At 45.9% G+C, this 20,174-nt stretch carries 17 protein-coding genes; 12 read left to right on the top strand and 5 right to left on the bottom strand.

What is annotated here, in order from left to right; all coding sequences use genetic code 11:
- Positions 1-120 precede the first annotated feature (120 nt).
- The 9 genes from AB4371_RS06995 (at position 121) to AB4371_RS07035 (ending at position 10,720) form a co-directional block, all read left to right on the top strand.
- The gene (locus AB4371_RS06995) at positions 121-2,157 is read left to right on the top strand and encodes an acetoacetate--CoA ligase (RefSeq protein WP_102393368.1); all 2,037 of its coding nucleotides are present in this window, start codon (positions 121-123) and stop codon (positions 2,155-2,157) included.
- Between the two features lie 254 nt (positions 2,158-2,411).
- Positions 2,412-3,896: a ricin-type beta-trefoil lectin domain protein gene (locus AB4371_RS07000; protein WP_102393369.1), complete on the top strand. Its 1,485-nt coding sequence runs from the start codon at positions 2,412-2,414 to the stop codon at positions 3,894-3,896.
- Positions 3,897-4,063: 167 nt separating this feature from the next.
- The gene (locus tag AB4371_RS07005; protein WP_081229142.1) at positions 4,064-5,284 is read left to right on the top strand and encodes an extracellular solute-binding protein; all 1,221 of its coding nucleotides are present in this window, start codon (positions 4,064-4,066) and stop codon (positions 5,282-5,284) included.
- A gap of 69 nt (positions 5,285-5,353) precedes the next feature.
- Positions 5,354-6,223 (top strand): carbohydrate ABC transporter permease, encoded by an 870-nt coding sequence (locus tag AB4371_RS07010; protein WP_102393370.1) that lies wholly within the window; start codon positions 5,354-5,356, stop codon positions 6,221-6,223.
- On the top strand, positions 6,220-7,032 hold the full coding sequence (locus AB4371_RS07015) for a carbohydrate ABC transporter permease (RefSeq protein ID WP_065676058.1): 813 nt from the start codon (positions 6,220-6,222) through the stop codon (positions 7,030-7,032). Before AB4371_RS07010 ends, AB4371_RS07015 begins: the two co-directional genes overlap by 4 nt.
- A 22-nt stretch (positions 7,033-7,054) precedes the next feature.
- Positions 7,055-8,095: an ABC transporter ATP-binding protein gene (locus tag AB4371_RS07020; protein WP_102393371.1), complete on the top strand. Its 1,041-nt coding sequence runs from the start codon at positions 7,055-7,057 to the stop codon at positions 8,093-8,095.
- Positions 8,085-8,849 (top strand): MBL fold metallo-hydrolase, encoded by a 765-nt coding sequence (locus AB4371_RS07025; protein ID WP_081229147.1) that lies wholly within the window; start codon positions 8,085-8,087, stop codon positions 8,847-8,849. Before AB4371_RS07020 ends, AB4371_RS07025 begins: the two co-directional genes overlap by 11 nt.
- Complete coding sequence (locus AB4371_RS07030; RefSeq protein WP_081229149.1) at positions 8,839-9,711, top strand: inositol monophosphatase; 873 nt, start codon at positions 8,839-8,841, stop codon at positions 9,709-9,711. Before AB4371_RS07025 ends, AB4371_RS07030 begins: the two co-directional genes overlap by 11 nt.
- A 25-nt stretch (positions 9,712-9,736) precedes the next feature.
- Complete coding sequence (locus tag AB4371_RS07035; protein WP_240508213.1) at positions 9,737-10,720, top strand: LacI family DNA-binding transcriptional regulator; 984 nt, start codon at positions 9,737-9,739, stop codon at positions 10,718-10,720.
- Between the two features lie 82 nt (positions 10,721-10,802).
- Here the strand turns inward: AB4371_RS07035 and maiA are convergent, their stop codons facing one another.
- The 5 genes from maiA to AB4371_RS07060 form a co-directional block, all read right to left on the bottom strand.
- Complete coding sequence (gene maiA, locus AB4371_RS07040) at positions 10,803-11,492, bottom strand: maleylacetoacetate isomerase (protein WP_372136206.1); 690 nt, start codon at positions 11,490-11,492, stop codon at positions 10,803-10,805.
- A gap of 38 nt (positions 11,493-11,530) precedes the next feature.
- Positions 11,531-12,568, bottom strand: coding sequence for a fumarylacetoacetate hydrolase family protein (locus tag AB4371_RS07045; protein WP_102397964.1), 1,038 nt, complete (start codon positions 12,566-12,568; stop codon positions 11,531-11,533).
- A 9-nt stretch (positions 12,569-12,577) separates the two neighbouring features.
- Positions 12,578-13,753, bottom strand: coding sequence for a homogentisate 1,2-dioxygenase (locus AB4371_RS07050; protein ID WP_372149325.1), 1,176 nt, complete (start codon positions 13,751-13,753; stop codon positions 12,578-12,580).
- On the bottom strand, positions 13,746-14,819 hold the full coding sequence (hppD, locus tag AB4371_RS07055) for a 4-hydroxyphenylpyruvate dioxygenase (RefSeq protein WP_017091952.1): 1,074 nt from the start codon (positions 14,817-14,819) through the stop codon (positions 13,746-13,748). Before hppD ends, AB4371_RS07050 begins: the two co-directional genes overlap by 8 nt.
- Positions 14,820-15,256: 437 nt before the next feature.
- Complete coding sequence (locus AB4371_RS07060; RefSeq protein WP_065584491.1) at positions 15,257-17,305, bottom strand: DUF3466 family protein; 2,049 nt, start codon at positions 17,303-17,305, stop codon at positions 15,257-15,259.
- Between the two features lie 301 nt (positions 17,306-17,606).
- On the opposite strand from AB4371_RS07060, the gene AB4371_RS07065 reads away from it, so the two are divergent.
- The 3 genes from AB4371_RS07065 to AB4371_RS07075 all read left to right on the top strand — a co-directional run bounded on the left by AB4371_RS07065 (position 17,607) and on the right by AB4371_RS07075 (position 20,173).
- Positions 17,607-17,852, top strand: a complete 246-nt coding sequence (locus AB4371_RS07065) for a hypothetical protein (RefSeq protein WP_010432281.1) — start codon at positions 17,607-17,609, stop codon at positions 17,850-17,852.
- Positions 17,853-18,140: 288 nt separating this feature from the next.
- Positions 18,141-19,511: an ATP-binding protein gene (locus AB4371_RS07070; RefSeq protein WP_372149353.1), complete on the top strand. Its 1,371-nt coding sequence runs from the start codon at positions 18,141-18,143 to the stop codon at positions 19,509-19,511.
- A complete protein-coding gene (locus tag AB4371_RS07075) occupies positions 19,508-20,173 on the top strand; it encodes a response regulator (RefSeq protein ID WP_017094156.1) in 666 nt (221 codons plus the stop codon). Before AB4371_RS07070 ends, AB4371_RS07075 begins: the two co-directional genes overlap by 4 nt.
- Position 20,174 lies beyond the last annotated feature (1 nt).

The raw sequence follows: 20,174 nt of genomic DNA on the forward strand, positions 1-20,174 counted from the left end.
AAGCGATCGTGTAACATTTTATTTACACAATTCCACCAAGCGCTTATTTTGCTGAACTTTTGACTTTGTAAAACCTAAATACCAGACTGAAAATGTTAACTTTTTGTTAAAGGTAAAGGAATGCACGAGAGCAATAAGCCAATTTGGCAACCTAGCGACCAGCGTATCGCACACGCCAACGTAACCCGATTTATGGATAGCCTCGATCAGCAGGGCGTACTCGAGCGGGAATTGAAAAACTACACGGAGCTTCATCAATGGTCTGTGGAACATCCCGAGTCGTTTTGGCAGAACGTGTGGCAGTTTTGTGGAATGGTCGGCTCGCAGGACAATATTGATAACGCACAAAGAGAGCTCATAAAAACTCAAGGCGAGAGCCGCTGGCAGCAGCCTAAATCGAATCGGGATGCGGTGTGGTTTCCGAATGCTCAAGTTAACTACGCAGAAAACTTGCTGCATTCAGCAAAAACGTTGCCAAACGAGCTTGCGATTTGGTTTGAAAATGAACGTGGCGAGCAGCAAAGCTACACATGGAAAACCTTGTGTGAGGAAGTCTCTAGTGTTCAACAGTGGCTCCTGGATTGTGGCGTGGAGCAAGGTGATGTAGTTGCCGCTTATACCCCTTATCTGCCACAAACCGTGGTCGCAATGCTAGCCGCCACCAGCTTAGGGGCGATTTGGACATCGACCTCGCCTGATTTTGGAGTAGAGAGTGTGATTGAGCGATTCGGACAGGTGAAACCTAAGGTGCTGTTCACCTGTGACGGTTACACCTTCAATGGCAAAACGTTCGATATGGCGGGCAAGAACCGTGAAATCATCGAACACTTAAACGAATTAAAACAGGTGTGTGAGATCGGTTATTTGAAACCGAGTAATGACTTAGAGAAGAGCGATTTAGAGAAGAAAAAAGTTGAACATGATGTGTCGATTCTAAGCTGGCACAGCATCATTAATCACTATCAGACAAAACCTCTTCGATTTACTCGTGTCGGCTTCAATGAACCGTTGTTTGTACTCTACTCTTCCGGCACCACAGGCAAACCCAAATGTATAGTGCATTCTGTCGGTGGCACTACCATCAACCACCTAAAAGAGCATCAGCTTCATTGCGATATTAAACCAAGAGATCGCGTGTTCTACTACACCACTTGTGGTTGGATGATGTGGAACTGGCACGTATCTGCGCTCGCCAGCGGTGCTTGTTTGGTTATCTTTGATGGTAGCCCGGTTTACCCGCAACCTAACGTTCTATGGGATTTAGCGCAGCGTGCTGACGTATCGACATTTGGCACCTCAGCCAAGTACATAGAAGCGATTGAGAAAGCCGAACTCTCACCAATCGACAGCCACTCTCTGCCTCAATTAAGAACACTGTGCTCGACGGGTTCTGTGCTTTACCCAGAGCAGTTCGATTACGTTTACAAGCACATCAAGCAAGACCTGCATTTAGCGTCGATTTCTGGCGGCACGGATATTTGTGGCTGCTTTGTTTTGGGTAACCCAATCTCGCCTGTATATCGCGGTGAGTGCCAACAGGCCGGGCTCGGCGTCGACATCAAGGTGTTCAATTCGTCTGGTCAAAAGGTCGATCACGAACGTGGCGAATTAGTATGCACCAACTCCCTACCCAACTTCCCCGCTGGCTTTTGGAATGACACCGGAGAGCGCTATCACAGCACCTATTGGGATAGGTTCGACAATGTGTGGCATCACGGTGATGAAGTCGCACAGAGCGAACATGGCGGCTACCTGTTCTACGGGCGAGGCGACACCACACTCAACCCCGGTGGCGTGCGAATTGGTACGGCCGAAATCTATCAGCAAGTGAACACCATTGACGGCATCATCGATTCGATAGCAGTCGGTAAAAACATCGACCGCAATGAACAGGTATGGCTGTTTGTTCAGCTGCAGCAAGGTGTGAATTTAGATGAAAAGTTACTGACAGCCATCAAAAGCAAACTCAAATCCTCTTGTTCGCCAAGACACGTGCCAAGCCAGATATTTGCGATCAGCGACGTGCCAAAAACACGCTCTGGCAAACTGGTGGAGTTGGCTGTGAAACAGGTGATCAATGGCAAAAATGTAGAAAACCTCGGGGCTATCGCTAACGCCGAGGTTTTGGAAGAGATAAAGAGTGTTGTTTCGCTGTAGCGCTCTTATCTCACAAGCTCTCAATTAGAAGAAAGTAACTTCCAACGAAAGCCCTCCACGAATAAACATCGTGGAGGGCTTTTTTATCTTCGTATTAACTGTAACTCAGGTTTAAGCGGTTCTAACAAATTGCTCAACTCATTTTTACCCCTAATTGAAGCGAACAATATTTAACCAATTTTTAATCAATCAGTCATCAATATTCTCTAACGTAAACACTCAGTGAACGCGCGTGCAAAAATTAAGGAGAAATTATGCATAAGTTATTTTGGCCAGGGCTAGCTTTACTGGCAAGCTCTCAAGCCTTGGCATCAGTCATTCAGGTAGAACCTGTAGATCCAAGTAAACATACATTCAGTGACATCTATTACATGCAGCAACATAACACCCAAGACTATGGAGATAAGCTGACGGATTGGTTAGATCAGGGGTTTGGTATCGTGGAATTGGATGTGATCGATAGAGGTAGATGGGAACACGAAGAGTTTGGCCCTTACGTGTCTCACTCCTCAAGCCCCGGCAACAAAAACTGCGCAGCAGCTGGCAATACTCGGCTGGGTCATTGCTTCGATGACATCATTCAATGGACAAACCAAAATAACCCGAAATACCCCTTAGTGGTTCTAATCGATCTAAAAGTCAGTTGGGATCCCGCTAACGCATGGAACTACGATGAAGTTGGCATGATTGACAAATGGATCAGTGACTACTTGAGCGAACACCAGTACCGGTTCTCGTCGTACTTAAACGAGCATTTAGTGCCAGCAGCAACAGCAGCGGAACACGCAGGAGCAGTTAACCCCAGTAAACACATTCGTGAATTGACTAAAACATTTGGCTGGCCCTTACTACGCGACCTTCAAGGCAAAATCATCGTTGTTCTCACTGGTGGAAAAATAGGGAGCAAGAACCAAAACTACCGATCAGGTTGGAACTGGTTATGGGAGACACATGGCGTGGTGCCATCAACTTTCATGTGTCCTGAAGGTAGCACTATTGAACATATTAAGGTGGGAGGGCAACTCAATGGGATATCAAAAGAGGAGTCTCAACGCTTTATTTGTAACAACATGGGTCAGAGTAAGCACTACCAAAATGTCGCAAATGAAGCCGCTAATAATAAGCAAATGATGCATATTTGGGGAGACTCTCTAGTTAGCCCTGAAACATTTGAATACAACTACCTTTCAGTTAGCCACGGGGTGCAGTTCATCAATAGAGAAAGATCTAAACCTCAAGATATTTCGACTTGGGGTAATGCTGTTCCACTTATTGGCGTACGACGTTCAATCGCGGGTTTTTTCCAGATTTACAACGAACAAACCGGGCTGTGCTTAAGTGTCAAAGACTCTAAATATAGTAACGGAACTCAGCTAATCAGCAGTCAGTGTCAAAAGTCAGAGGATCAAAAGTTTGTTTACACCGTTGAATCTCAGCTAAGACCCAAAGGAAACTCTCGATATTGCGTGGATATCAAGGGAGGGAAAGCAGGGAACGGCAAAGACCTTCACTTATGGAGTTGTGATGGAGGAACCAGCGAAAAGTGGAGTATTACACCAACCAGCGCATTCATTAGTTGGCACAGTAACACTAGTGGTGACGACGGTAACGGATACTGCATGGACAATAAAGGGGCTGGGGCAGGAACACAATGGCACCTCTACTCCTGTCAGGATTTTAACGCCAATACTCGCTTCAAACTGCTACCAGTCACTCGTTGGGATGACACTCACCAATAAATATTAACCCATATCTAATTTCAGTGAAGCTTAAAATCGCTTCGCCATCACGATTTTAAGTTTCACATCTTCGTCATCAATCTGACATTTAGCTTCACTAAGGTAATAAGCATTAGTTTGAACGCGCGTGCAATAACGCTCAACTTATCAAGGAAAGGGAGAACGTCATGTTCCGAAAAGCAATCATTGCCTCGGCAATTCTCGCCACAACACCATTGGTCAATGCAAGTGAACTGGTCATTGCAAGTCGCGATAGCAGCTATGGCGAAGCCATGGAATTTGTAGTGAGTGAGTACAACAAGGTTAAGCCAGAGACGAAGGTAACCTTGGTTAAACGCCCAACCAAAGGACTATATGAAAGTACGGTTCTTTCTATGCGTGAGCAAACGGGTCATTACGATGTGATCCTTATGGACGATACGTGGGCACCTGAGTTTTTAACCAATCAATGGTTAGCACCACTGTCTAGCTCAGTAGAGGATACTGACTTTGTTCAAGCGTCATTTGATATTGGCCGCTACCCAGATGCAAGCGGCCCTGCTTATGCGATGCCAATGGTGGGGAACGTTGCGATGTTCGCATGGAATCGTGCTGAATTTGCAAAACATGATCTGTCAGAGCCAACGTCATGGACAGACGTGCTCAATTCAGCAAAAACCATCAGTGAATCAAGTGACACTAATGGCGTGGTTTTTCGTGGCGTAAAAGGCAACCCTATCGTGACGGGTTTCCTACCTGTACTTTGGGGATATGGCGCTGATGTGGTCGACGAGAATGGCCGTTCAACTCTCGACTCTAAAGAGGCTGTAGAAGCATTAGAAACCTTCCTAGCAATGAAGCAATTTGCGCCGAGAGGCGTCGATGTTTACAACGCTGATGAAGTACGTGATTCGCTGCAAAAAGGGACAGCGGCAATGGCGATTGAAGTATGGCCAGCCTGGGTGCCAAATCTAGATAACGCTGACGTATCCAACGTTGTGGGTGATATGGAGATAATGGCACCGCCAGCAGAAGTAGGAAGCCCTGCGCCAATGCTAGGTATTTGGCAGCTCGCCATTCCTTCAGACTCAAACAACAAGCAAGAAGCAGAGGCATTCTTAAAATTTGCAACCAGCGCCGATATTCAAAAAGCTCTCGCTCTCGACTACGGCATGCCACCAACGCGTAACAGCATTTACTTTGATGACGAAGTGGTGAGCAAGTATCGTTGGTATCCACAACAAGCCAAAGCACTATCAACTGGTAAGGCTCGTCCTAGAATCCATAACTGGGCGGAAGTGGAAAGTATCTTAGGTGACTTCTTACAGTTAGCAATGATGGGGCAAATGAGTCCGGAGCAAGCCCTTAAGCAAGCTCATACTCGCATCAATCGTATTGTTAAATCGTAATCACTCATAATGAATGCCATCGGTATTGACCTGTGTCGTTGATGCCGATGGCTGCTTTTAGGCTTTTGTATGTTGTTTGAAAATCGTAAGCAGCTCACTGTTTTGTTGCTCCCTGCAATGCTTGTGCTTGGCTTACTCACGGTCTACCCAATTTTGTCGGTACTTTACAATGCGTTCTTCAGCTTAGACAGTGAACGTGCCGGCTATCAATTCATTGGCTTCGCGAACTTCAGCGAACTCTTCAATGACTTCTTCTTCATCGCCGCGATAAAAAACACGTTCGTTTTTACACTGGTAGCCTCAACCGCTCAGGTGCTGCTTGGTTTGGCATTAGCCTTGCTGTTTCATCGCCAATTTCCTGGTCGACGATTCGCTCTGCCCATTATCATCTACCCGATGATGATCTCGACCTTAGTTTGCTCTTCTATATGGCGCTCTTGGTACCACTATGATTTCGGCCTTCTGAACGCCGTTTTGGTGTCGATTGGGCTGCCTGCACAAGAGTGGTTGTTTAACCCTAACTTAGCTCTATTTGCCATTGCCATGGTTGATACTTGGCAGTGGACGCCAATGGCATTTCTCATCATTCTCGCGGGATTGCAATCTGTGCCGAAAGACATCAATGAAGCCGCGATGGTCGATGGTGCAAAAGGCTGGAAATCGACGTTTTACATCACCTTACCGCTCATCCAGAAACAGATATTATTGGCCTTTCTTCTACGCTCGATAGACACCTTTAAGCTATTTGACAAGGTGTACGTGATGACGGGAGGAGGCCCGGGGAACGCCACAGAAACCTTATCGATGTTTGTCTACAAATACGGTTTCCGATTCTTTGACTTAGGAATGGCAAGCGCCTCATCACTGGTCATGCTCGCTATCTCACTCTCTATGACTCTTATCTATGCGAAACGCGTAATGAAAGGAGGCCAAAAATGAATACACGCCTTCATATTTTTTTCGTCTGGGCTGCGACCGGCCTATTTATACTTCCGATCATTTGGATGTTCGGTACTGCCTTTAAGTCACCCGCGGAAATCTTACATTCTGGGACCGCATTATTGCCTTCGACACTGAGCTTCGACTCCTTTCTAAAGGTATGGCAAGGGGAGCTGTTTACTCTAATCAGTAATACCGTACTGGTATCGCTATCTGCAACGGTGGTTTCCGTAATTGTGGCATTCTTCGCTGCTTACGCGTTGGTTCGATACCGCTTTCCAGCCAAACTGGACAACCTGTTTTTATTGTCGGTGTTAATCATCAAAATGATGCCACCGATTGTGGTCGCCATTCCGTTGTACTCGTTAATGAACCAATTCGGGTTACTAAATAGCAAGCTTGGGCTGGTATTGGCGTATCAGGTTTACACCCTGCCCTTTTGTATCTGGATGCTGCTAGGCTTCATTCGTGACGTCCCTTTAGAGATTGAAGAAGCAGGCTCAATGGATGGCGCTCACTTGTTCAAACGCCTTCAATATATTGTATTTCCACTCTGTGCCCCAGGTTTGGTTGCCACGTCTATTTTCGCCATGATTTTGGGATGGAACGAGTTTTTATTCTCTCTTCTTTTCGTGCACACACCGGACAAATTTACCATCCCGCTGTTCATTTCTAACTTCATGACAGAAGACGGCACCGCATGGGGCGAGCTTATGGTGATAGGCATTATCTCCTCTGTTCCTATGCTTTTTCTTGCCAGCTATATGCAGAAATACCTGCTGCGCGGCTTTTCGATGGGCCTGAAATAGGGATTGAAATAAGGAATTAATCATGACGAAACTAAAACTAAAAAATATCCATAAAACCTACGGTGACCACATTGTGATCCCTGAGGTTAACTTGACCATCAACGACGGTGAATTTGTCGTGCTTGTAGGCCCATCAGGTTGCGGAAAATCGACGCTTCTTCGCATGATTGCTGGTTTAGAAAGCATTACTAAGGGCACCATGACGCTCAACGAGCATATTTTGAATCGCGTACACCCTTCTGAGCGTGAAGTTGCGATGGTATTTCAGTCGTACGCTCTCTATCCGCACATGACGGTAAAAAAGAACATTGGCTTTCCGCTCAAGATGGCAGGGGAATCCAAAGAAACCATCGATTCATTGGTGCAGTCCACAGCCGAAAGCTTGCAACTCACTCCCCTTCTAGAGCGCTTACCCAGTGAGCTCTCAGGTGGTCAAAAACAACGAGTAGCCATTGGCCGAGCCATTGTAAGAAATCCTGAACTTTTCCTATTTGATGAACCGCTATCTAATCTAGACGCTAAACTACGCAGTGAAATGCGCCTTTATTTAAAGCAACTACATCAGAAGCTCAAGTCCACTATGGTTTACGTGACCCATGATCAAGTGGAGGCCATGACACTAGCGGATAAAATCGTGGTGCTTAACAAAGGATCAGTTGAACAAATAGGAACGCCTGAGGATCTGTATAACAGACCACAGAACAAATTCGTTGCCTCATTCATTGGCTCGCCAGTCATGAACTTTCTGCCAGCTGACACCTATGAGGCGCTCACTCATAAAGGCTTAGTGCCAAAAGGGGTTGTATCCGTCGGACTGCGCCCTAATCAGGTTTGTGTCGACTCCATTAACCCAAATTGCACAATGACTGTAGAAGTCATGGAGCCGCTCGGTTATGCCCGTCTCTATTATGGGCATTTGAACGGTTCAGCCTTCATTGTAGAAAGTGATGAACTGTATGACGTGGGTGACGCTCTGCCTATCAACCTGCCTAATTCAGTGCAACATTGGTTTGACGACAACGATGAACGAGTACTCGATATCGAGGTTTCTCATGCCGCATGATTTTAAGGTACACACACTTGGGATTGGGGATGCTTATGATGGAGAGCATACTAACGCCAGTGTTATCGTCAAGCAACGCGATTACTCGTTATTAATTGACTGCGGCCCAACGGTGCCAGCTGCCTTATTTCGCTGCAATATAAGTTGCCATGAACTCGATGCCATCTACATTACCCATTCGCACCCCGATCACTGCTTGGGGTTAACCACACTGCTCAATTGGATGGACTCAAAGCAACGCTCACGACCAATCAAAATCATTGTTCAACGTGAACAAAAGGCGATTATCGAACCTTTAGCTCATTTTGCACATTGGCCTGTTGATGCCTTGGGTTATGAGATCGAATGGTGTGAGAGTGAAACGTTAACGAAGATTGGACCTTGGGATGCTCAAACCGCACCGACACAGCATGCAGTCAGTAATTTGAGCCTGCATTTAACCACCTCTCTAGGCTATCAACTCCTCTACTCTGGGGATGGTCAATTAACTGGGAAGAGCTTAAAACTGGCCTGCGAGAGCGATCTAGTCTTTGCTGAATGCGAGACGATCGAACCTCATACCAGTCACGGATCGTGGGCGCAACTCTCCAGTGTTGAAGTAAAACCTGGCAGTCAGTGGAAACTCTATCATATAGAACCAGCGGTACGCTCGCCGCTTTCAATTGCAATCCATCATCGTACTGAGTTCGAGTTGGCAAAAGAAGACGAGATTCTGGTTGCTATCAATCATTGGGGAAACGGTAATGTCGCTTAATCAACCAGGTTCAAACTGCTCAAGTCCAAATCGAGTTCAATCACGTGACGAACTTAATGTCATGTTAAACACCGTTATCGAGATAGCTAACGACGCGGCAACCATTGCAATGACATGGTTCAACAATCGACATGACCTGTCAGTGGAGTCAAAGGGGCACCACGACTGGGTATCTGAAGCTGACCGAGAGGTAGAACAGTTCATTCGCCAAGCACTAAGCCACGCTTACCCTACGCATCACTTCTTTGGCGAGGAGCTTGGTGGGAAGTTAATCGCCCCTTGCTGGGTAATAGACCCCATTGATGGCACGACAAATTTTCTCTACGGGCATGGCGACTTTGTTATTAGCATCGCCTTTCTAGACCAAAATGGCGCGTGTATTGGCGTGATCGCAAACCCAATACAAAAGCGAGTGGTCGTCGCCAGTCGCGGGCAAGGAGCCTACGAAATTAAAAATGGAGAGACCCGCCCTTTAAGGCCAAGGCCACTTTCAGACAAAGAATTAGTCATAGGGCTAAATCTTAATTACCAACCAAAGGTTGCCAACGGCTACTTACGCAACACAGAATGGCTAATTGAGAACGGCCATCAGGTTCGAGTGAGTGGTTCCGCTGCTTGGTCAATGACACAAGTAGCCTGCGGAGAACTGGACGGATGCTACATGGGACACGTGTATATTTGGGATGTTCTCGCGGCCCAATTAATCTGCGCCGAAGCAGACTTAGTGGTAGCCCCGTCACTCACCACCACTTATACTGGCCCAGTGTGGGCATGGCCCAAAGGATCAATACTGGAACAATTGTGCCAGCCATCTGATGGCCACGATGTAAGCCAGAAAGTTCGAAAGGAGTCCATTTATTAATAGCACGAAAAAGACCGTTACCGCGCTGGATGTTGCCGAGCATGTAGGTGTCTCACGATCCGCTGTTTCAAGAGCATTTACCGAAGGTGCAAGCATTCAAGCCGACAAACGAGATCGAATTCTTGAGGCGGCAAAAACACTGGGCTATCAACCCAACTTCTTTGCTCGAACCTTAAGTACCCCTGCACAAAAAAAACGGTCAAACTTAGTAGCCATATTGATCAGCGACTTTTCAAACCCGTATCAGTCGCATTTATTTGAGATCCTCTCCAACATACTTCAACAACATGGCAAGCAGCCTATGCTACTCAACGTTAAGCACGAGCAGGACTTAGAGCAAGCCATATTACGCCTCTCTGGTTATCAGGTTGATGGCGTAATTGCTGTCGCAGGATCTCTCCCTGTCGAAGGATTTGAACAATGCCTAAAGCTCTCTCTACCCCTTGTGACACTGGGACGAGCGGACGAACGAGGCATCATTCCCTCTGTTCAAACCGACAATGTTCAAGCTGGTCGCCTTGCTGCTGAACACTTGATTCGCCTCGGTATAACAAAGCTCGGATTTATTGCTGGTCGGCAAGACGGGTCAGCCTCAAATGAACGCTATCAAGGCTTTAAAAACGTCGTTGAAGAGCAGCTTGGCTTTATCCCTGAACGTTTGTGCGCGCACAGCTACGGCTATTCAGCCGGTTTTGAGTTGGCTATTCGAGAGATAGAAGCGATTCGTGAGCTTGACGGCATTTTTTGCGCTTCAGATGCGCTCGCTATGGGCGTCTTGGACAGCTGTCGCGATATCGCTCGTATCCCAGTGCCAGAACAGTTAAGAATCGTTGGCTGTGATAATGTTCCCCAAGCGGCGTGGCAGGGTTACCAGCTCACAACCATTGCCCAACCGGTCAATGAGATAGCCAAGACCGTGATGGAAAAGCTCAACCAGATCTGGTCAAATCAACACGGTACTCAAACCTACACCCGCATTTCTCCCATATTGAAGGTACGCAGAACCTGATTTGGCATTTATTCAGGCTCTTAAATGTCAGGCTGTGTATAAGCTATTGCAGTAAAGCCAGTTGTTAATTGTTGCTATTCGCTTACATCGGTACATTCGCATCCGCTTGGTTCTCTGGCATCGCATCAATAAAAGCGGGTAACTGATTACACGCTTCGACAATTGAGTTAATCAGCGGATAAGGCGACATATCAACGCCAAAGCGCAGCGCATTATACACCTGTGGCACCAAGCAAATATCGACAATGCATGGTGAATCGGTGAGGCTATAAACTGAATCAGCGTATGTTTGACGATGCTTAGAAAGCTTCTCTTCTAATGCCGAAAAACCTTGGCTCATCCAATAGTGAAGCCAGTCTATTTTCGCCTCTTGCTCACACGACAACTCTCGCTCCAAATACTGCAACACACGAAGGTTATTGAGAGGGTGAATTTCTATCGCAATATCCTGCGCCATTGCCAACGCTTGATAGCGCAATGGTGTTTGCTCGGGAATCAACAAGGAGTCTGGGCTGCTCTCACATAAATATCTTTCATCCAAGTATTGCAAAATAGTCAGCGACTGATTGAGTTTAACTTCACCATCCACCAGCACAGGCACTAACTCACTGGCGTTGAGCTCACGATATTGTGGATCATGCTGCTCGCCGCCATTACGCACCAAATGCACCGATTTAGACTCATAGTCGAGTTGCTTTAGGTTCAATCCAATACGCACTCGATAGGCTGCGGAAGAGCGCCAATAACCGTAAAGTGTCATGTTCTGATTCATACAATGATCTCGCTCGAGCTGAATCTTTATAATATGGGTTATAACGCTCGATATTGGCTAACTTTTTGGTCAATCGCACCAAAAATGGAATCACCCGCCGTATCAAACATCTCTAGGCGAATCGAGTCGCCAAACGACATGAATTTAGTCGACGGTTTACCATCGCGAATCGTCTCAATCATGCGCACCTCGGCAATGCATGAATAGCCCACGCCGCCCTCGGCAATTGAGGTGCCGTGGTCAGTGCCTTGCTTATTCGATACCGTGCCTGAACCTATGATCGCGCCTGCCGACAGTGGACGAGTCTTCGCAGCATGGACTACTAGTTCAGCAAAGTTGAAAGTCATATCGACGCCCGCATTCGGGCAACCAAAAGGCTGGTCGTTGTAGGTCGATATCAGCGGTAAATGCACCTTGCTGCCTTTCCACTGTTCACCAAGCTCGTCAGGTGTAACTGCGACCGGAGAGAACGCAGAAGACGGTTTAGACTGGAAGAAGCCAAAACCCTTAGCAAGCTCCGCCGGAATCAAACCGCGCAGCGACACATCGTTCACCAACATCAGCAAGCGAATCGAGTCGTGCGCTTGTTTAGCGCTAGCGCCCATCGGTACATCACCGGTCACAATCGCAACCTCACCTTCGAAATCGATGCCCCACTCGTCGCTGGCAAATTCGATATTGTCACAAGGGCCGATAAACGCATCTGAGCCGCCTTGATACATTAATGGATCAACCCAGAAGCTTTCTGGCATTTCAGCACCACGCGCCTTACGCACCAGTTCAACATGGTTTACATAAGCACTGCCATCCGCCCATTGATATGCGCGTGGCAGAGGTGATTCACAATACTGAGATGCAAACACTTCACTGCCAGTCACATGCCCGTTGTTTAACGAGGTGTATAACTCTTGTAACTGAGAAGCCACGCTGTCCCAGTTATCCAATGCTACCTGCATGGTTGGCGCTAGATGCATCGCATGGAAAATTTCGGTTGCAGCTACACATTGTTTAAGATCTTTACTTACGACCATCAATAGACCGTCGCGAGTGCCATTTTTCTTGGTTGCTAATTTCATCCTTGTCCCTTACTTCTTATCGTCAGCCATGGTTTGAGAACCTGTCTCTTGCAAACCAGTGTCTTGCCAACTGTAGACATATTCTTTGTTCTCAACGCTATCGAGTTCATCAGAGAACTGCAGCGCGTGGCGAGTATCGATCATCACCGCGACTTCATCAGTGAACTTTTTCTTATACGCTTGCCCTGCCTTAAAGGCTTTTGGGTGAGGCCCATGCGTGAAGCCTGCAGGGTGGAAGGTCACCATGCCCGCTTCAATGTTATCGCGGCTGAAGAAGTCACCAGCGTGATAGAACAGCACTTCATCGTAGTCGTCATTGTTGTGATAGAACGGCACTTTCAACGCACCTGGATCGCTCTCAATCGGGCGTGGCACAAAGGTACACACCACAAAGCCTGCACCCACAAAGGTGGTGTGCGCAGAAGGGGGCAAGTGGTAGCGATGTGACATCAGCGGTCTGATATCGCGCCAATTCACTTTCACCACCGCTAAGTCGCCATGCCAGCCAATCGCATCCAATGGATTGAACGGATAGGTGATCACGCTGACTTTGTCGTGACGTTTTACCTGAACCTGAGTCTGGTTTTCTGAATACTGAGCGCGAAATTGATCATTGATAGAAGGGATGTCGAGCACAGCAGGATCAAACACCGCGTGATTGCCGACCATGCCTTTCTCTGGCAATGAGTAAGCGGCGTCTGTGTTCTCAATCATCAAGATAAACATCGGCTCGCTTGGCTCCAAGCGCCAGTTGGTTGAGCGCGGGATCATCACGTAATCCCCTTCACTCACTTCTAAATGACCATAGTCGCAATAGAGATTTGCACTGCCTTGGTGAATAAACAACAGCTCATCACCATCAGAATTACGCACCAAGAAATCCATCTTCTCGTCCATGCGCCACACTCGGATTTTGCAGTCAGCGTTGTGCAAAAGATGAGGCACCGCCCAAGGGGTTATCTGGCTGGCTTTTTCCACCAGCGTAAAATCAAAAGCGCGAGGGCGTAAATCACCTTCCCACTCCGACCAACCTGTTGGGGCATGCTGGTGATGAAAATGAGCGGCAGGGCCGAAGAATCCACTTCGGCCCGCCTCTCGCTCATAAATTGCCTCTTCGGGGAAGTCGGCATGCGCTTGTTTAGAGCACACCCCCTCCCGATGAGGAAACGAGATCCATTTATGCATCGTCTAATACTCCTCGACGAATCTGGTCCTCTTCAATCGATTCAAACAGCGCCTTGAAGTTACCTTCACCAAAGCCTTCATTGCCTTTACGCTGAATGATTTCAAAGAACACAGGCCCGATTACGGTCTGCGTAAAAATTTGCAGCAAAATGCCGTCTTTGGTCGGTGCGCCATCAATCAGAACACGCAGGTCGCGCAGCAGATCGGTGTCTTCACCGTGGCCTTTCACACGATCGTCAACTTTCTCATAATAGGTATCTGGGGTTGGCATAAAGTCCATACCGCGATCACGCAGAGTCTTCACGGTTTTGTAGATATCATCGGTGGCGAGTGCGATGTGTTGGATACCTTCGCCGTTGTATTCACGAATGAACTCTTCAATTTGTGATTTGTCGTCGGAAGACTCATTGATAGGGATACGAATCTTGCCACACGGTGAGGTCATGGCGCGGCTCACAAGGCCTGTCAGCTTACCTTCAATATCGAAGTAGCGAATCTCACGGAAGTTGCCCAGACGCTCATAGAACCCAGACCATACATCCATATTGCCTTGTTTCACGTTGTGCGTGAGATGGTCGATTTCATACAAGCCAACATTAGCTTCGGCCATGCGCTGTTCCGCATCGTCATAGAATCGGAAATCGACGTCATAGATGCTCTGCTTGCCATAACGATCCACAAAATAGAGCAGGCTTTCACCGATACCGTAAATGGCAGGAATGCTTAGCTCCATCGGCCCTATTTCTGTTTTGTACTCTTCACCACCGCCCTTAAACGCTTGTTCCATTGCAGCTGTCGCTTCGTTGACACGAAAAGCCATGCCACACACCGATGGCCCATGCACTTTAGCGAACGCTTCCGCTTGGCTGTGCGGTTGTTCATTAACGATGAAGTTGATGTCACCTTGTCGATACAGCCAAGCCTCTTTTGAGCGATGCTTGGCGACCTCAGCAAAACCAAGTGACACAAACAGTGCTTTAAGTTGCTCAATTCCCTTGTGGTCAACGGCCGTGTATTCAACAAACTCGAATCCATCCGTGCCAAGCGGGTTGTATGTATCCACCATGAACTTTCTCCTTGTACCTATTGGTTTTGTATTACGTGATTTTTGTCCTTAATTAAATTTGGCCCACAAGCGGAAATAATGGAATGGATGGAGGAAAATGGGCAATTTCGATGAAACCCCATCAATTTGTAAAATAATTGTTACACACAAACCATCACAACAGGAAAGTGAGTGCTATCAAGGGATTGAAAGATGGTGGTTTGATTTACAGCAAAGCAAGAGATGTTACTTAACTGTTACAAGTGATTTTTTTGGCTAAAGCAGAAAGAGATAAGTGTATGTTGAACGTAAAAAGAGCATCACAAAACAGGTGATGCTCTTTTAAAAAGCTTCATATCCCAGCGGTATTCTTATGGGACGAAGTATCAAACCTAACCCATTACTTTAATGGTTGACGGTCAAATAGAGGTTGTTTCTCTCGTGAGCACGTCATCAATTTAGGCAATCACAGAACGAGACTTTTTCAAGCGAACTGAAAGCACGGACATTAAACTGATAAGCACCAATAGCCCGGTACCGGCACCACTACGTTCAACATCTTCAGCGCTATCATCACTTCTTTCAGCAATGTCTTCACTTGTTGCTCCAGATATCGGGATAAGTTTTACAGCCACCACCCTCTCGTCACCTACTCCATCATTACAATAAGCAAAGTGTGCGGTTGAATCATAAGCCATAGAAGAGGAGCTACTTTCACTCGCAAAACATTGTATTGCCGTCCCTGAGATAACACCCGCGTCATTAATGTCGGTTGCGTCCAATATTCTAAAGTGGTTGTTGGCATCACTGTCGTCACCACCGTTAGTTAGGTCGTCTAACCACCAAGCTTGATCATTATATCTTGCACGTCTATCAGCATCGGTACCAGTGTCGTTATAAGGGAAAATGAAGCCGCGATGCCTTCTTTCATGTCCGTCTACTTCAGCGTGAGTTTCGGCGTCAACATAGCCAACGATTTCATTGTAGCTGTTGATCTCACTTGCTTTTCCCTCTGCACTGTCAAAGAAAATGTCTTCACCTAAACTTGCGAAGAATGTGGCTGTTGGCGTTGTGTCATTCGCATCAGCGACGAACATACGATTATCAGACACACGATCCGACGGATAATCACCATCTCTTTTTGCATAACCAATAACCATCATGTTTTCATTAATGTCTGTTGCGACAGAATTACTGTGAATGTATGAATCACTCACTTCTACCGTCGCATTAGCGATAAATGTAGTCGTCCAAGCATTTTCCGAAACGCTGAAATTTGACGTACTGCTTGGCCTAAACACAGCAGCCTGCATAAGAAAGTTATCTGAATCATCTAGTTCCGTATTGTAACCAACTAAAACAGGATAAGAGCTATATGTCCCTCTAGACGAAATCGTTGCAGCCCTCACACTCGCTTGTGCTGAAGCTTCATCATCGTTGTAAGAGTAATAGGTCGAACTGGTTTCCCAATCGGATACTGCAAAACGGTTTCCATCATCATTGGGACCATTCGCATCGGTTATATTCCAGACAAAAGCTCGATTAGCAAAAGCAAAGTTCTGACACTCTGGATATAAAGCAGGCTCAATATCTTCATCGATACAATTATCTAGATCCTCAGCATCACTGTCGGATGTGTACGGAGAGTCATAATCTTTGTATCCATCACTGTAATAAAAAGTCGCAACGGACGCGCTTCCGACCACATAGCTTTCCCCTCCATAACTGAAAGAGTCAAAAGCCATCGTTCTTCCCATTTGGGAGATTATATTCGCTTCGCCGTCAGCATCGCTGATCGTAATGCTGGTATCGGCTTCAGGTTGGAGAACCGTAAATTCAGTGCCTGTATCGTAGTAACCACGCTGCCTATACAACTGAATATATTGGTTGTTATAACTGTAGTAACCACTGCTGGTGTTACCAAGAACAAAACCATTCTCGTCAACTTTAGTGATCACCTTCTCCTCTGTTCCATCAACAAAGGAATAACTATAACTGCTCACATCAGGTGGGTTGCTGCCAACATCTGGGATCTCGCTTAGCGAAGAAGAATCATAAAAAGCCGTGGAATTGGTCTGATAGCTCAGCCCGTAATACGCATCACGCTCATTTTTCAAGCCTCCAATGCCCGCATCATCATCGCCATACCACAATAAAGAACTCCAAGCTTCACAAGTCGCGTAGCCAAGTTCGCTCGTGCAGTAGCTATAGATATCGTCATAATCCAAATAGTAGAACGTGTTATCGATACCAAAGGGAACCTCCTCTTTAAAGGAAAAACCTGGTTCTGCATTTTGAGCTTCCCCTGCGAATGCGTAGTCGGTGTCACCACAACTGGTACTAAAGCAATCCGTTGTACCAAGCTCTGGTTCAACTGCGACCCCATACACCGATTCAGTTTCTACTGGTGATTCCTCCAAAACCACCCTATAAAGCGCAGCGTTACTATAAGAAGCAACCAACAACGTAGAAGAGACAACGACTGATTTTTTTACCATTGCCTTCATTCTACGGCTCCTAAAAAATAATCCATTTCAATACCAACGATAGCTTTCTGCCTTTATTGCTAAAGGCATTAAATTCATGAGTTCAATAGTGGACTAGGATAAAAATAGAAAATGTGGAAACTATGTAGAAACAATGGAGGTTTAAACAACCTGACTTGATGGGCTGATGAACTGATGCCCTATTAAAGTTAAACGCTAACTTTCATCTCCTAGATTTATCCATTTTCTCTGCTAATTTGATCGCTAACCTATTTGCGTCAAAGAAATACACTTATATTTGGTTACGAATAGGAATTAAATTATGAAAAAAATCACGACAGCATTACTTTTACTGACATCGACATTCGCGCTTCAAGCGTGTGCTGAAAGCCGTGAAGGCCCAAGAGAAATGCCAAGCTTTGAAGAAATGGATGCAAACGGTGATGGCGAATTACAATTAGAAGAGCTCAGAGGTCCACTCGCCGATGACTTTGATAAACTAGACGCAGATGGAAGCGGTGGTCTATCGGAAGAGGAAGTTCCGCCACCACCACCAAGACGTCAATAATGGTTAGAGGGTTATCCTAAAATAGTGATAATTCAATGCGAGCTGATGGGGTATAGCACCCTGTCAGCTCGCTATTCGTTTCTAACAAAAGAGTGCTTATACATGGCCTAAGATGAATAAAGAAATCAATGTCCATATTTCCCACACGATCGAGGGCTAATATTGGTTTATCTCATTTTATTGTCTTAACTCACTCTATCGTCTTAATTCACTTTAATTTCTGGAGAGAACGTGCGCATATCAATTTTCACCAAACTGTTTGTTTCAATACTAATGGTGTGCGTGACCATGCTCTTTGTACTGACCTATTTTATTAACTCCAGTTTTCAAAGAGGGCTCCAAGATTTCACAAATAATAATGAGATTGCCCTAGCTCAAGAACTCGCCAATAACTTAAAGCAATATTACTCACCTTCCGAACAGTGGAGGCGGCTAGAGCGTGAACCACATTTAATCGCCAGTAGCATTGGCGGCCCCTCACGACCACATCCTCGTGACAGACACCCATCGCCACCACCATTAAGAGAGCCGGAAGCGCCAGGCCTTCAACCTATTTGGCAACGACTCAACATTTTAGATCAAGACGGGCGAGCCATAATTGGACCGCCTGAAAACCTACATCACCTTGAAGATGGTCAGCATCAAGCGCTAGTCGAAATAACACTGGATGATCAAGTTATTGGGTATATCTCTATCGTCCAGATGGATAAAATATCAGGGCCTTTAGCAGAAAGCTTTTTCAAACAACAAACGACGCATGTAAGCACTATCGCATCGATTACCGTGTTACTTTCATTCCTTATCTCTTTGTTTCTTGTTAGGCGATTTTTGAAACCATTGCGTGCTTTGTCGAAAGGTGCCAAATCTATCGAAAATGGCGATCTCGATTTCTACATTAAAAAAAGCGGCAATGATGAATTGTCTGATCTCATCGGAATATTCAACGGTGTTGTCGAGACACTAAGAAAACAGAAAACACTTAGAGAACAGTGGTTATCAGATATTTCACATGAACTTAGAACGCCTATCACCGTGCTTAGAAGTGAACTAGAGGCGCTACAAGACGGTATTCGATCACCTGAACCAAAATACATCGACTCGTTACATCAACAAATCATCACACTGGGTCAACTCGTTGAGGATCTTCATCAACTCTCCCTGTATGACATCGGATTTAACCTCAATGTTAAAAACAACGTTGATATACATAAACTGATTGATTCTGTGATCGTTCAAAACTCGATCCGTTTAGAACAGAAAAGAATCACATTAACAAAGCACTATGACCATTCAGCCCCACTGTTTACCTCGTGTGATGAGAGATTACTGACACAACTGTTTGTGAATCTGTTGGAAAATAGCGCACGATACACTAGCGATAATGGGCATGTATCGATAGATGTTACCGACATTAGTGATAGTATTATTATCAACGTTGAAGACAGTGATCCAGGTGTACCTGATGCATCACTTCCACGTTTATTTGAGAGGCTTTACCGCGTTGATAAATCGCGCAGTCGCTCAAGTGGCGGTTCTGGACTTGGCTTATCTATCTGTAAAAATATCGTTGAAGCGCACCAAGGACACATTACTGCCGACCACTCAGAATTGGGTGGACTACGAATCATCATAGCGTTACCAAAGGAAATAAAATCGTGATTTTAGTCGTCGAAGATGAGCCTGCATTAGCAAGTGTACTGTGTGAGTACTTAGAGCACTCTGGCCTTGAAAGTCATCATATTATCGATGGTAACCTTGTCATCGACTGGGTAAAGCAAGCATCGCCTAAACTCATTATTCTCGACCTCATGCTACCCAATCGAGACGGGTTGGATATTTATCGAGAGCTGAGAACGTTCAGTGACATCCCAGTGGTTATGGCGACAGCCAAGGTCGAAGAGATCGATCGACTCGTTGGGCTTGAATTGGGTGCAGATGATTATATATGTAAGCCGTACAGCCCGAGAGAAGTAGTCGTGAGGGTGAAAAATATTTTGCGCCGTTCCAACAAGCCCCAAGCCACGTCAACAACGAACGCCATTGATATTGATGAATTGAGTATGACCGCCGTCCTATGTGGTATTAAGCTAAGTTTAACGCCAGCTGAGTTTCGGCTTTTGCACCTTCTCTATCAAAATGTTGGCCGCATTTATAGTCGCGATCAATTGATTGATAAAATCTACGACGATAGAAGAGTGGTCAGTGATCGCACTATCGATAGCCATATTAAAAACTTACGCAAAAAAATGGTCTCGATAAATGAAAAATGTGACTACATTAAATCCATTTACGGGATAGGTTACAAACTAGAAATAGAATAAT

It is taken from the genome of Vibrio sp. 10N.261.51.A3 (assembly GCF_041471965.1).
In the GTDB taxonomy this organism is placed as follows: domain Bacteria; phylum Pseudomonadota; class Gammaproteobacteria; order Enterobacterales; family Vibrionaceae; genus Vibrio; species Vibrio crassostreae_C.

Bases quoted from the DNA above. Each gene is read 5' to 3' on its own strand.
- AB4371_RS07060 (WP_065584491.1), bottom strand. From the start codon at position 17,305: ATGAAGGCAATGGTAAAAAAATCAGTCGTTGTCTCTTCTACGTTGTTG.
- AB4371_RS07045 (WP_102397964.1), bottom strand. From the start codon at position 12,568: ATGAAATTAGCAACCAAGAAAAATGGCACTCGCGACGGTCTATTGATG.
- AB4371_RS06995 (WP_102393368.1), top strand. From the start codon at position 121: ATGCACGAGAGCAATAAGCCAATTTGGCAACCTAGCGACCAGCGTATC.
- AB4371_RS07020 (WP_102393371.1), top strand. From the start codon at position 7,055: ATGACGAAACTAAAACTAAAAAATATCCATAAAACCTACGGTGACCAC.
- AB4371_RS07050 (WP_372149325.1), bottom strand. From the start codon at position 13,753: ATGCATAAATGGATCTCGTTTCCTCATCGGGAGGGGGTGTGCTCTAAA.
- AB4371_RS07025 (WP_081229147.1), top strand. From the start codon at position 8,085: ATGCCGCATGATTTTAAGGTACACACACTTGGGATTGGGGATGCTTAT.
- AB4371_RS07000 (WP_102393369.1), top strand. From the start codon at position 2,412: ATGCATAAGTTATTTTGGCCAGGGCTAGCTTTACTGGCAAGCTCTCAA.
- AB4371_RS07010 (WP_102393370.1), top strand. From the start codon at position 5,354: ATGTTGTTTGAAAATCGTAAGCAGCTCACTGTTTTGTTGCTCCCTGCA.
- AB4371_RS07015 (WP_065676058.1), top strand. From the start codon at position 6,220: ATGAATACACGCCTTCATATTTTTTTCGTCTGGGCTGCGACCGGCCTA.
- maiA (WP_372136206.1), bottom strand. From the start codon at position 11,492: ATGAATCAGAACATGACACTTTACGGTTATTGGCGCTCTTCCGCAGCC.
- AB4371_RS07065 (WP_010432281.1), top strand. From the start codon at position 17,607: ATGAAAAAAATCACGACAGCATTACTTTTACTGACATCGACATTCGCG.
- hppD (WP_017091952.1), bottom strand. From the start codon at position 14,819: ATGGTGGATACATACAACCCGCTTGGCACGGATGGATTCGAGTTTGTT.
- AB4371_RS07070 (WP_372149353.1), top strand. From the start codon at position 18,141: ATGCTCTTTGTACTGACCTATTTTATTAACTCCAGTTTTCAAAGAGGG.
- AB4371_RS07005 (WP_081229142.1), top strand. From the start codon at position 4,064: ATGTTCCGAAAAGCAATCATTGCCTCGGCAATTCTCGCCACAACACCA.
- AB4371_RS07030 (WP_081229149.1), top strand. From the start codon at position 8,839: ATGTCGCTTAATCAACCAGGTTCAAACTGCTCAAGTCCAAATCGAGTT.